Origin of the sequence: Mycoplasmopsis maculosa (genome assembly GCF_900660665.1) — a bacterium.
GTDB lineage: Bacteria > Bacillota_I > Bacilli_A > Mycoplasmatales > Metamycoplasmataceae > Mycoplasmopsis > Mycoplasmopsis maculosa.
In genome coordinates, this window is record NZ_LR215037.1 from 289,106 (window position 1) to 302,894 (window position 13,789).

Annotated in this window: 12 protein-coding genes; 3 read left to right on the plus strand and 9 right to left on the minus strand. The window is 25.0% G+C overall.

All coding sequences use genetic code 4. The features are described from left to right. Window position 1: 1 nt before the first annotated feature. The 3 genes from hrcA to rpsD all read right to left on the minus strand — a co-directional run bounded on the left by hrcA (window position 2) and on the right by rpsD (window position 1,998). The gene (gene hrcA / locus EXC47_RS01180; protein ID WP_129646349.1) at window positions 2-1,003 is read right to left on the minus strand and encodes a heat-inducible transcriptional repressor HrcA; all 1,002 of its coding nucleotides are present in this window, start codon (window positions 1,001-1,003) and stop codon (window positions 2-4) included. A gap of 160 nt (window positions 1,004-1,163) precedes the next feature. Beyond that, window positions 1,164-1,376, minus strand: a complete 213-nt coding sequence (gene rpmE, locus EXC47_RS01185) for a 50S ribosomal protein L31 (RefSeq protein WP_129646352.1) — start codon at window positions 1,374-1,376, stop codon at window positions 1,164-1,166. A 25-nt stretch (window positions 1,377-1,401) separates the two neighbouring features. Continuing rightward, window positions 1,402-1,998, minus strand: a complete 597-nt coding sequence (rpsD, locus tag EXC47_RS01190; protein ID WP_129646354.1) for a 30S ribosomal protein S4 — start codon at window positions 1,996-1,998, stop codon at window positions 1,402-1,404. Between the two features lie 366 nt (window positions 1,999-2,364). Between rpsD and EXC47_RS01195 the strand changes: the two genes are divergently transcribed. Then, the gene (locus EXC47_RS01195) at window positions 2,365-3,033 is read left to right on the plus strand and encodes a potassium channel family protein (RefSeq protein ID WP_129646356.1); all 669 of its coding nucleotides are present in this window, start codon (window positions 2,365-2,367) and stop codon (window positions 3,031-3,033) included. Window positions 3,034-3,074: 41 nt separating this feature from the next. Here the strand turns inward: EXC47_RS01195 and EXC47_RS01200 are convergent, their stop codons facing one another. Next, a complete protein-coding gene (locus tag EXC47_RS01200; RefSeq protein ID WP_129646358.1) occupies window positions 3,075-4,643 on the minus strand; it encodes an MAG5620 family putative phospho-sugar mutase in 1,569 nt (522 codons plus the stop codon). An 18-nt stretch (window positions 4,644-4,661) separates the two neighbouring features. Then, complete coding sequence (gyrA, locus tag EXC47_RS01205; RefSeq protein WP_129646360.1) at window positions 4,662-7,418, minus strand: DNA gyrase subunit A; 2,757 nt, start codon at window positions 7,416-7,418, stop codon at window positions 4,662-4,664. Between the two features lie 209 nt (window positions 7,419-7,627). Here gyrA and gltX point away from each other — a divergent pair, with 209 nt between their 5' ends. Together gltX and EXC47_RS01215 are read left to right on the plus strand one after the other, a co-directional pair. Further along, window positions 7,628-9,019, plus strand: coding sequence for a glutamate--tRNA ligase (gene gltX, locus EXC47_RS01210; protein ID WP_129646362.1), 1,392 nt, complete (start codon window positions 7,628-7,630; stop codon window positions 9,017-9,019). Next, entirely contained in the window at window positions 9,010-9,402 is a 393-nt protein-coding gene (locus EXC47_RS01215; protein ID WP_129646364.1) for a hypothetical protein, read from the plus strand. The genes gltX and EXC47_RS01215 overlap by 10 nt, the downstream gene beginning before the upstream one ends. Before the next feature lie 255 nt (window positions 9,403-9,657). Here the strand turns inward: EXC47_RS01215 and metK are convergent, their stop codons facing one another. From metK to EXC47_RS01235, 4 genes are all read right to left on the minus strand, one after another. Continuing rightward, window positions 9,658-10,800 (minus strand): methionine adenosyltransferase, encoded by a 1,143-nt coding sequence (metK, locus tag EXC47_RS01220; protein ID WP_129646366.1) that lies wholly within the window; start codon window positions 10,798-10,800, stop codon window positions 9,658-9,660. Window positions 10,801-11,007: 207 nt separating this feature from the next. Further along, window positions 11,008-12,012: a TMEM164 family acyltransferase gene (locus tag EXC47_RS01225; RefSeq protein ID WP_129646368.1), complete on the minus strand. Its 1,005-nt coding sequence runs from the start codon at window positions 12,010-12,012 to the stop codon at window positions 11,008-11,010. Beyond that, on the minus strand, window positions 12,012-13,370 hold the full coding sequence (gene ffh, locus EXC47_RS01230) for a signal recognition particle protein (protein ID WP_129646370.1): 1,359 nt from the start codon (window positions 13,368-13,370) through the stop codon (window positions 12,012-12,014). The genes EXC47_RS01225 and ffh overlap by 1 nt, the downstream gene beginning before the upstream one ends. Before the next feature lie 100 nt (window positions 13,371-13,470). Beyond that, window positions 13,471-13,716 carry a YdbC family protein gene (locus EXC47_RS01235; RefSeq protein WP_129646372.1) on the minus strand — a complete coding sequence of 82 codons (246 nt, stop codon included), beginning with the start codon at window positions 13,714-13,716 and terminating at the stop codon, window positions 13,471-13,473. Window positions 13,717-13,789: the final 73 nt, after the last annotated feature.

Below are 13,789 nucleotides of genomic sequence, written 5' to 3' on the forward strand. Positions count from 1 at the left end.
TTTAATCCTTATTATTTTTAAATACTTCATTAAATGCTTCTAAAGCTTTTAATGCTTTTGAATAATCCATTCTATTTGAACCAACTAATGAAATTTCTTTAATTTTGCTTGATGAAATTTTAGTTGAAATATATGAACTATGATCATCTCTAATTGCTATTTTTATATTTTCATCTTCTTCCGTTTCTGCTTCAATTGTTTCCCAAATTGATTTATTTTCAATGGTATAGAGAATTTTATTTAAATCCTCTCTAGAGATTTCATCAGCTAAAATAATATTGCTTTTTCCGTGTATATTATTTTTGTTTACAAATTTAAATATAAAAATTCCATTAATAAAATCTTCTAATAAATCTTCATAATTTTTAATTTTTAAACTTAAAATTGGTTTTAGCGCTACTGCCATTTCACCTAATTTAACAAGAGGAACATCAATTAATCTTTCCTTAAAAATTCTAATAGCAATTTTTAAATCATTCATAGATACTTTACTAGTGTCTAAATTAATTGTTCTTGAAGATACTTCTCCATCCGAATTAACTAAAATAATTGTAGCATCTTGATCATTTAAAGGTACTAATTGTAAGTGTTTTAATAATGTGCCTTCATTACTTTCTGTTATAACTAAAGTAGCACCAACAGAATCAGTAATTATTTTGGCTACTTCATTTATAGTTTGATCTATATTCATTCTTCTTTTAGCGAAAATATCTTTTATTCTTTCTTTTATTGATTCATTTTCATCAATAGCTAAATTTTTAGCATAATACTCATAACCTTTTGTAGAAGGTATTCTTCCACTTGACGTGTGAGTTTTTTCTAAATATCCTAAATTTTCTAACTCGTTTAATAAATATCTAGCTTTTGCACTTGAAAAATCAATTAAATTTCTTTTAGTCAACTCTAAGCTGCTAACAGGATACCCTGTTTCAATATATATTTCAACAATATTCTTTAAAACAAATTTTAAATCTTCTGTTAAAACTTCATTTTTATTTTTCATATTATTTATTATAACATTTTTTATCAATTTAATATAGAGAGTGCTAAAAAATAAAAATTATTTATTTTCTTATTTATAGTACTTTTTGTAAAAAAATATATTCTATTTTTATTTTTTTACAAAAAGAGTGCTAAAAAAATCCCAAAAAGGGATTTTAATATTATTTTTTATTTGCTTTTGCAAGTCTTTGGTTAAATTTATCAATCATACCAGTAGCTTTTGTTTTTGCCTTGTCACCTGTATAAACAACGTGACATCCTGAACAAACATCAACAGAAATTGTTTTTTTAGTAGAACCAAATTTGAATTTTGTACCACAAGTTGAGCATGTTGCTTCAACAATTTGATAATCTGGGTGTAAATCTTTTTTCATACTTTTTTTCTTCCTTTAATTCTTACTATTTTGAATAGAACTCAATTACAAAGTTTTCTTTAACTTCTTGATTTAATTCTGATCTATCTGGTAATCTGTTGAATGTTGCAGCAAAGTCTTTAACTGATAATCAAGCTGCTGCTGGTTTAGCTTCTAATGAAGCTGTAATTTGAACATTTTTACGAGATGCTTCTTTTAATGTAATAACATCTCCTGGTTTAACAATAATTGATGGAATATTAACTTTTTTACCATTTAATAAAAAGTGAGCGTGACTAACTAATTGACGAGCTTGTCTTCTTGTTGCTGCAAAACCTGCACGATAAACTAAATTATCTAATCTGCTTTCTAATAATTGTAATAAGTTTGTACCTGCAACACCTTTCATTTTTGATGCACGTAAGAATGCTTTGTGCATTTGTTTTTCACTTAAACCATATATAAATTTAATTTTTTGTTTTTCGTATAAGTGTAAACCATAATCTGATAATTTTACACGTTTGTTTCCGTGTTGACCTGGTGCGTATGTACGTTTTCTTCCTTTTTCAAATTCTTTACCTGTTTCAAGAATTGAAATTCCATAACGACGAGCTTTTTTAAAAACTGGACCTAAGTATCTCATTTTATTTTTCCTTTCAAAATGCATAAAACATTTAAAGGGTTATTCTCTAATTTAAAAATAATATTTTAATGATTTTGGTTTTCAGCTTACCTACTATCAACTCAATAGAAACCTTATTTATTAAAATCATGAATAACTGCTGTTTATATGCTTTTTAATTTTATTAAAAATAATCAATTTTCAAAGAAAAAAACTTTTATTTTTATTTTAATATTTTATTTTTATAAATATTTTTTACTAAAAAGTCTATTAAATAGTATTTTTTGTAAAATTAATATTTTATTTTTTTATGTATAGAAAATATTTATTATTTAATTTTTATATTAATAATATAATTAATATTATTAAATACATAGGAGAAATTTTATGTTTAAAAAAACTCAAGATATATGTGTTATAGGAGCTGGACGTTTTGGTTCTGCTGTTATTGATCAACTTTCAAAAATGAATACTTCTTTATTACTTATTGATAAAGGAGAAGAAATACTAAAAGAATATGCAGATATTGCACAAAAAGTTGTTGTTGCTGATGCTGCAAATATGAAAAGTTTAAAAGCTTTAAATATTCATGAAATTGATACAGTTGTTGTTGCTGTTGCTGATAATATAGAAATTGTTGCTGCTTTATTAGAATTAAAGGTAAAAAATATAATTGCTAGAGCGAAAACTGAAAGACATGCACGTGTTTTAAATCAAATTGGTGTTAATGTTATTATTCAACCTGAGTTAGAGGCTGGAACAAGAACAGCATTAATTGCTGCAAATCAAAACTTTATAAAGTTTAGTAAAAACTTAATTGAAGTTGGAGACGACTTCGTTATGGGAACTACACTTTTAAACAATCCACAATATGATTCAAAGGCAATAAAAGATGTTAATTTTAATAAATTTGGAGTTAGTGTTGTTTTAGTAAAAAGAGGAACACAAAATATTTTACCGAATGGTTTAACTATGTTATATAAAGACGATTTATTGACTTTAATAGGAAAAGTTCAAGATGTAACAGATGTTATAGGTGAGCTTAATAAACAATAACAAAAAACCGTATAAGATTTTTTTAAAGTCTCATACGGTTTTTATTTATATTCAATAGTTTTTGACATATCTATAGAATTTTCTAAATTTGAAACATTAGATTTTATAGCTTGACGCATTCATTTTTTAAATTTAAAAAACATTTGTAAATAATCCAAATATCATGATACAGAAGTTTTATTACTTTCTAAACAAAATTGATAATCAAATATAAGTTTTTCGGTAATATAATCATAAAAAACAATTATTTGATGTTTTTTATCACTTGTAAATTTAAACAATGTATATTTATCATCCATAAATGATTTATATATTTTTAAATTCTTAAAATAAGCTTTTGTAACATTAAAATTTCTTGAAACTATATCAATAAAGCTTTTTATTTTAGAGTTATCAAATTTATATTCCTTATGTTTATATAAAACCAACCCATGATTTTCATACAATTCTTTTCATTTAAAACTTAGTAAATTATTACGATTTCTAAAACTATTTAACATTCAAATTAAACTTATTAAAAAATAATAAATATTAAAAACTTTTGAAAAACGAGGATTAGTATTAAATTTATTATTTGCATAAGTTAATAAACAATTTTCATTATTTAAAAAATTATTTATATTTTTTTGATTATAGTAATGATACTTTACATCATAAAATTTCAATAATTCAACGATTTGAAATGATGCATTATATGGCAATATAACAAACAATTCCTTTGTGTTTATGCCGCTTCTTTTTAATTCATTAATTAAAAAATCTAAGTATAAAAGCATTAATTGATTTTCATTAAAATATTTGTATTTTTTATCAACGTAAAGATATGTTTCAATGTTTGAAAAATCATTTATTTTAAAGATACTTTGAATTTTTTTTCTTTGAAATATAGATTTATCAAAAATTGTTTTTAAAAATAAATCATTTTCCGATAAAGTAGGTTTATTTAAAACATCAACATCAGATTCGTAATTATTAAAAAGTTTACTTAATGTTTTTTTTGTAAAATCATTTTGACTAAACATTAACGATTTACTTTTATACCTAGATTTAATATAAGTAAAATCTTTTAATAATTCTTCATGTGAACATTGAATACTTATTAATTCTTCTACATTTATTTTTTTTGTTAAATAGCTATTTGATATTATTTCACCAGTATAATCTTTACTATCGAATTTATTATATTGTTCGTATATTTTTCTAAAAACATCATTGTTCAAGAACATATTTGATTTATCATAAACTCTTATCTTGTAAACATTTTTTTTATAACCATAAATTTTAACAACATAATCTAAATTATTATGTCTAAGCGCAACATCATCTAAACTTATATCAAATGAACTTTTTTTGCCATAATTGTATACAAAATGTTCATGTTTAGCAATACAATAATTAATTTTTTCTACTAATTTATAATTTTTAATATTTCCTTGGTATGAAACTAATATTTTTTTATTATTGCCTATAAATATGTGCTTTTGAAACAAATCTATTAATAACGATAAAGAAAAATCACTTATGGCATTCTTGCCATAAGCTTTTAAAACTAATGAATTATTACATCAAAATAATGTATTTTTATTATTGTTATTATTTGCTTGACGCATAATTACCTTAAATTAATATTATTCTTCTGAATCTGTTAAATCTTCATCATCTATGTCATCTAAATCATTTTCATATTCTTGATTCATAGTTTCATTTTTAATTTTTTCTATCATTTCTTTATTTTTAACTAATTCTTCTTCTGAAGCTGTTTTAGCATCCATTTTAACAATTTCTACAGCTTGAATAACTTCATTGTTTTTTAAGTTTATAAGCTTAACACCTTTAGCATTTCTTGAAGTTAATGATATTTGATTAATAAATGTTCTTATTGTTAAACCAGAGCTTGAAATAATTATTATCTCATCTTCTGGATTTACAAAACGAGCAAAAACAAGATTTCCAGCAAGTTTATTATTTATACCGATTGTTCCTTTTGCCCCACGTTTAACAAGTCTAAATTGACTATGATGTGTTAATTTACCAAATCCGTTTTTACCAATAGTTAATATTAATTCACCTTCTGCATCTGATGAAGAAGAAATACAACTTTGGTTTTCTTCTAATTTTATACCTCTAACACCTGTTGCTGTTCTTGAAATTGGTCTAAAATTATTTGATAAAAATTTAACTACTCTTTGCTCATCATTTGCTAATAAAATGATATTTTCATCAGTAATTATTTGCGCTCTTATTAATTCATCATTTTCAATTAATTTAAAGGCATATTTACCATTTTGGTTAATTCTTTCATAATTATCAAGTGAGGTTTTTTTAATAATTCCTTTTTTAGTAGCTGTAAACAAGTATTTATCTTTATCATAAGAATCAATGCTTAACATTGAAACTATTCTTTCGCCTTCCTCAACATTTAAAGATGGCACTATATTTATAAATGAAGTTCCTTTTGATTGTCTTGATTGTTCAGGAATTTGATGAGCTCTTATTCTATATACTTTTCCAATATTTGAAAATAAAAGTAAATCTGTATGTGTTGTTGTTGTTAGAATTGAAGATATATCATCATCTTGGTATGTCTTCATTGTTGAAATACCAACACCACCTCTTCTTTGAGTTTTATATTCTTCAAGATCCATTCTTTTTACATAACCATTTGTACTTGTTGTAATAACAATATCTCTTTGAGGAATAAGATCTTCATCATCTATTGATGTAGCTATAGTATTGTTTATTCTTGTTCTTCTTTTGTCATTGAATTTTTCTTTAATAATTGTTAATTCTTCAACAATTAAATCAATTAATAAATCATGATTATTTAAAATAGCAGTGATTTTTTCTATTTCAATTAATAGTGTTTCTTTTTCTTCAACTAATTTAGCAATAGAAGAAGAAGTTAAACGACCTAAACGCATATCAATAATATATTTAGTTTGAATCTCAGATAAATTAAATCTAGCCATTAAATTAGCTTGTGCATCAGCATCAGATTTAGATTTTTTAATAATAGCTATAACTTCATCGATGTTATCAACAGCTATAATTAAACCTTCAACAATATGCAATCTGTCTTGAGCTTTTTTAAGATCAAATTTTAATCTTCTAGTTACAACATCTTCTTGATGTTCTAAATAAACTTTAATAGCTTGTTTTAAATTGATTAATTTTGGTTCACCATTTACTAATGCAACAAAATTAACATTGTAATTACTTTGTAATGGCGTATGTCTATAAAGTTTATTTAAAATTATTTCTGGGTATTCACCTTTTTTAATGTCTATTACAATTCTAATACCTTCACGGTTTGACTCATCACGAATATCACTAATACCTGAAATTGCTTTATCTTTTACAAGATCAGAAATTCTTTCAATTAAATAATTTTTCTTTGTTTCATATGGAATTTCAGTAATTATTATTTGGCTTTTACCGTTAACATTTGTTTTAATATCAGCTATTGATCTAACAGGAATTGATCCTTTACCAGTATGATAAGCATCTCTTATACCTTTTGTGCCTATTATCATAGCACCTGTTGGAAAATCAGGGCCAGGAATGTATTCCATTAATTCATCAATTGTAATTTCGTTATTTCTTGCATAAGCAATTGTTGCATCGATTGCTTCGCCTAAATTATGAGGTGGAATACTTGTTGCCATACCAACAGCTATACCAGAAGCACCTGTAACAAGTAAGTTAGGAAAACGAGCAGGTAAAACAGTAGGTTCTAATTCACTAGCGTCATAGTTATCTACAAAATTAACAGTTTCTTTATTTATACCATCTAACATTTCAGAAGCTAATTTGCTTAATCTAGCTTCTGTATAACGCATAGCAGCTGCTTCATCGCCGTCAATAGAACCAAAGTTACCATGACCGTCAACTAAAGGATAACGCATTGAAAAATCTTGAGCCATACGAACCATAGCTTCATAAACAGATGAATCACCGTGTGGGTGATATTTACCTAAAACGTCACCAACTATTCTTGCACTTTTACGGTGTTGACTTGATGAATCAATTTTTAATTCATTCATATCAAAAAGAATACGTCTGTGCACCGGTTTTAATCCATCTCTTGCGTCAGGTAATGCACGAGCTACAATAACACTCATAGCATATTCCAAAAATGAATTCTTCATTTCAGTAGAAATTTGAATAGGGTTTATTCCATCTTTTGCTTCAATTAAAATTTGTGATTGTACCCTATATTCCGGTTTATTTTGAGGAATGTCTTCAGCATCATCATCTTCAACAATTTTTTCTTTTTTAAAAGCAACAAACATTTTGTCACTAGTATCTTCTACTTCGTACTCATCAAAAACATTTTCTTTTTCTTTATCTTCTATTTTTAAATCATCTTTGTTGTCTATTGTCATAATAACCTCACTCATTTTTAATAATTATATTAATATATATATTAATATTATGTTAATAATTATAACAAAAAACTGCACTTTAAATTACTGAAAAAATTTTTTTATAAAATTAATTTTTTTCTTTTTTTGATAACAAAAATAAATAAAAAAAATAATTTAAAATATAATATTATTATTAATAATATTCAAAATATAAAATGAGGTTTTATATGAAAAAAATTAGAACAAGATATGCACCAAGTCCAACAGGATATTTACATATTGGTGGAGCTAGAACAGCATTATTTTCTTACTTATTTGCAAAACATTTTAATGGAGATTTTATTTTTAGGTTAGAAGATACAGATGTAAAAAGAAATGTTGAAGATGGAGAAAGAAGCCAATTAGAAAATTTAGCTTGATTAGGAATAATTCCAGATGAAAGTCCTTTTAAACCTAATCCAATATGTGGAAATTATAGACAAAGTGAAAAGCTTGAAAGATATAAAAAAATTGCTTTAGAATTAGTTGAAAAAGGCTTTGCATATAAGGCATACGATACAAGTGAAGAATTAGAAAAACAACATGCTGAAAGTGAAGCGAAAGGTATACCTTCTTTCAAATATGATAGAAATTGATTAAAGATTTCTGACGAGGAAAAACAAAAAAGAGATAAAAATGGAGCTTATTCAATTAGACTTTCAATGCCTTTAGATACAACATTTGAATGAAATGACCTTGTTAGAGGACATATAAGTTTTAATTCTAATGATATTGGTGATTGAGTAATTCAAAAATCTGATGGTTTTCCAACTTATAATTTTGCAGTTGTAGTTGATGATTATGATATGCAAATAAGTCATGTTTTAAGAGGCGAAGAACATATAACAAATACTCCTAAACAATTAGCAATATATAAAGCATTAAATTGGAATCATCCCGAATTTGGTCATTTAACTGTTATTACCAATATGGAAGGTAAAAAATTATCTAAAAGAGATACTTCATTAAAACAATTTATTGAAGATTATAAAAACGAAGGATACAGTCCAGAAGGGTTATTCAACTTTTTAGCACTACTTGGATGAACAAGCGCAGATAGCAAAGAATTAATGTCAAAAGAAGAAATTATTGAAAAATTTGATCCAGAAAGATTAAGTAAAAGTCCTTCAAAATTTGATATCAAAAAAATGCAATGATTTAGTAAGCAATATATTAAAAATTTAGATAATGTAACTATTTTAAGTAAATTAAACTTAGAAGAAAACGAATGAAATAACCTATTTGTAGAAACTTTTAAACAAAGTGCAACAATAATTAGTGAAATAGAAAATGAATTAAAACAATATAAAGAAATTAGTTCAAATAAACCAGAATTGTCAAATGAAGATAAAAATGTAGCTATTGTATTTTTTAAAAAATTAAAAGAAGTTGATTTTACAATTGAAAATATACAAGAATGTATAAATCAAACCATGGTGGAAACCGGTAAAAAAGGTAAAAATTTATTTATGCCTATAAGATTAGCTTCAACATTTGTTGAACATGGACCAGAATTAGCTAAAGCAATTTATTTATTTGGTAAAAAAACTGTATTTGAAAGATTAGAATTATGAAAATAGCGTTCAAATCTGTTGTAAAAATGGATGATACTGATGATATTGTTACTGAATATATAACAGATGCAAATTCTGAAAATTATGAATATGATGGAATATTATATAAAGTTTATACTTACAAAGAATTTGGCAATGGTCCAATAAATCGTATTGAATTAAATGAAAATAATGTAAATATTTTTAGAGAAAAAACTTCAATAATAACAGTAAAAAATAAGAAAAATGAAGAATCTGAAATAGATTTAGGTACAGGAATGACTTACAAACTTATTAGTGAGTTAATAAATGTTGAAAATTTTGATAAAGGTTGAAATATTCACTATATATTATATTCCTTAGCAAATCAAAAATTAAGCGAATGCTATATAACAATAATTGAGCAATAAACAATGTTTATTGCTTTTTTAAATAAAAAAACACCTTTCAATAACAAAAGAAAGATGTTTGAATAATATATATTATTTAGCTTCAGCAGCTCTTGCAGCTCTTCTTTCAGCACGTGCTTGTTCTAATTGTAATTTATGTGTTCTTTTAGCTGCACGTTCTTTGTTTTTAGCTCTAACAATTTTACGCATATTTTTCCTCACATTTTTTATATAAAAAATTAATAAATATTTATGTTTTTTATTTTATCATATATTCTAAAAATTAAAATATTTTTTAATAGAGTCAACCATATTTAATTTTTCTCATGGTACTTCTAAGTCATTTCTTCCAAAATGCCCAAAGTAAGCTGTTTTAGAATAAATAGGTTTTCTTAAATCTAATTCATGAATTATAGCTCTTGGTCTTAAATCAAATAATTCAGATATACATTTAGCAATTTCTTCTTTTTTTACTTTTTCAGTATTAAAAGTTTCAACAAGAATACTAATAGGTTTTGCTACACCTATTGCATAAGAAAGTTGAATTTCAACTTTATCAGCCAAATTTGCTGCTACTACGTTTTTTGCAATTCATCTCGCTGCATAAGCCGCTGATCTGTCAACTTTTGTAGCATCTTTTCCACTAAAGGCTCCACCACCATGGTGAGCTGATCCACCATAAGTATCTACTATAATTTTTCTTCCTGTTAAACCTGTATCTCCCACTATTCCACCTATTACAAATCTTCCAGTAGGATTTATTAAAATTTTATCAGGTAAATCTAACTTATATTCCTTTAAAACAGGCTTAATTATCATTTCTTTAATAAATAATTTAAACTCTTCTTCATTATAATTTTCTTCGTGTTGACATGAAAAAAGTACAGTATCAACAGTTGTTTTATTAGGATGTGAGTAATCAAGTGTTACTTGGCTTTTCATATCACTCTTAGCTCATTTAAAAATCTTTTTATTTCTAAGATCATTTGCTAATTTAACAATTTTATGCGCTAAGGTTATAGCAAGAGGCATATATTCTTCAGTTTCATTTGTTGCATAACCGAACATAATACCTTGGTCACCTGCTCCTATTTCTTCTTCATTTAATAAAACACCTTGAGCTATATCATTACTTTGAGCATGTAAATCAATAAAAAATTCTAAATTTGCATTAATATAATCGGAATCAATATTTGTTATTGTGTCATAAGCTATTTTTTTGATATCTATATTTTTTGCATTTGAACTAATTTCACCAGTTATATAAATTTTATTGCCAGAAGCCATTGTCTCAATAGCTGTTCTTGAGTATGGATCTTGTTTTAAGTATTCATCTAAAATAGCATCACTTATCTGATCACAAATTTTATCTGGGTGACCTTGACCTACTGATTCACTTGTAAATAATTTTTTAAACATAAAAAAACTCCTTTAACTTAGCGCTAAAAAAGTTAAGGAGTTTTTTATTACAAAATGCATGCTAGATATAAATCCCTTGCTATCCACCTTACTAAAAGCAGGTTGGCATGTATCAAAGCCGCTAGGCTCCACAACTCTTAATGCGCTATTTAATTAATTTAATAATTATGAAATAAGTATACCAAAAAAAATCTTTTTAAAAATATTTTAATTATTTGTTTTACTTACTTTTTTTAATCTAAATGATGCTTTATAAAATTTTCAATATTTAGATTTTACAGAAATTAATTTAAAATTGCCTTCTTTTGTTCTAACAACTTTAAATTTGCTCATAAATGAGCTAATTATTATACTTAATATTATTAACGTATATCCTAATATGGTTCAAGTAACTATGTGAATAGGTCATTTTGATAAAGGACCAAAAATTCATGCAAATTCATTGTAATCATCTAAGCCTAAATATCAATAATTTGAAATATATTTTAATCTTTCATTAGGATCATTAGGGAATTTAGCAAAAGCTATTTTATAAGATGCATAATTTATTGCAAACATTACAAGACCTATTGCTAATGAAACTGCAAATGTATAAAGTGTATCCTTGAAAGAAAATCTTACACCAGAAACATTTCATAATAAAACTGTAAATAATATTATGAATCCATGAGCAAATAAATAATCTCAATATCATCAATTATCAAATCCAGAATGTCTATAAATTCCTGGTATAGCTACTGCAACAATAGCAGCTCAAACTGCTAAATAAGCATAAAATTTAACGAATTTTATTTTATTTATTATTAAAGAAATAGAAATAAACAATAACATTATTCTACAAAAATGTAAAGGTATTATTTCTCATAATTTTGATTTTACAGTTCCGTCTAAATCATCTATTTTATAGTCTATTACGCCATATTTTTCTATAAAAATTATCATTATGCTTCTTAATATTATAAAAAACATAATTATTCATCCAACAAGCATTCAAAAAGTTTTTTTTGACATACCTATTATTTTTTTGCTTCTCTTATAATTTAATCTAATCGGAACTCTATATAAATAAATTAAAAAAGAAGAAATGAATATGAAAATAAAAAACACTCAATAAAATACTAAAGAATATCAACTATCTTTAAATGATAGTGTTCCAGGTATATTTTTGAATAATTCCTGAGCAAAAAAAGAAGATTGGAAAAATTTAGTCATTAAAAATTGCCTCCATTCATCCCTAATTTAGTTAAATCGCTTAAATCGCCTTTACCTATTTTATTTGATAATTCTGACATTCTTTTTGTCATTGCTTCAAAATCGTTAATTAATCTATTATATTCGTGAGGAGTTCTACCAGAACCTTTTAAAATACGGGCTTTTCTACTAGCTTGTTTAAGAAGTTTTGGATTTTTTCTTTCGCGTTTTGTCATTGAATTAATTAGTATTTCGTAAGTAAATAATTTTTCTTCGGCTTCATTTATTTTTTCTTCATCAATTTTTTTACTTAAGCCTGGAATCATTTTAAGTAATTTGCTCATTTTTCCTAGTTTTTTAATTTGAGCTAAATTTTGCATTAAATCATCTAATGTAAAATTACCTCTTAAAATTTTAGCAACCATATTATTAGCCATTTCAGGATCAATAACTTCTTCAGCTTTTTCAATCAAGCTCATTACATCACCCATTCCTAAAATTCTATCAGCCATTCTTTCTGGATAAAATAAATCTAAATTACTTATTTTTTCACCTGTACCAATAAATCTTATAGGTATATTTAATACTTTAGTTAAACTCAATGCTGCACCACCTCTAGCATCAGAATCAAGTTTTGTTATTATAGAACCAGTTAAATTTAATTTATTATTAAATGTCTCAGCAACATTAATAATATCTTGACCACTCAAAGCATCAACAACAATAAAAATTTCATTTGGATGAGCAATTTGTTTTAAATCAGCTAATTCATCCATTAATGCTTCATCAATACTTAATCTACCTGCAGTATCAATAATAATTAAATCATTTTCATTTTCTTCAGCCACCATTAAAGCTTCATCAACTATATTTTGAGCAGTTTCATTAATTCCTTTTTCAAAAAAATCTACTTGTATGCTTTTTGCTAAAGTAACTAATTGTTGAACAGCGGCAGGTCTATAAATATCAGCAGCAACTAATAAAGGATTTTTTACATAACCTTTTTTTCTTAAATAATAAGCTAGTTTAGCACAAGCTGTGGTTTTACCACTACCTTGCAATCCAGCCATCATTATAATAAAAGGTTTTTTGTCAATTTTTATTTCTTTTACTTCTGAACCTAAAATTGTAACTAATTCAGCATGAACAATTTTTAGCATAGTTTGAGAAGCATTTAATGTCCCTACTAATTTAGCTTCCAATGCTTTTGCTTTTACATTTGATATAAATTCTTTAACAACTTTTAAATTAACGTCAGCTTCTAATAAAGCCATTTTTATATCTCTTGTAACCGCTAAGATATCTTCTTCATTAACAACTGTTTTAGAAGCCATTTTTTGAATTGATTTTTGAATTCTATTTTCTAAAAAACCCAGCATATTTACTCCTATAAATTAAAATATAATATTATTTTACTAAAACTATTTTTTGAAAATAAAAAAAAATAGTGAAAAAATGTTATTTTTCACTTATTTTATATTATTTTTCGTTTCTTTTAAGTTCTTCTTCAATAAGTTCTTTTAAAGAAATAAGTTCTTCTAAACTTAAAGTAATCCCTTTACTTGAACGCGAATGATCTTCGCTTCAATCACGAATATCATATTTTGGACTTGAATTATTTCAAGAAATTAAATTTAATTCTCTTTTATATCCGCCAACTGTAACAGAAATATCTCCTACATGACGAACAATTTCGTTTGTAATTTGTGGTTTTTTGTAAGGCATATCACTCCCATTTATTTAAGTTTGTATACTTTAATTATATAAATTAATATTAAATATAATACTTAATATAAAA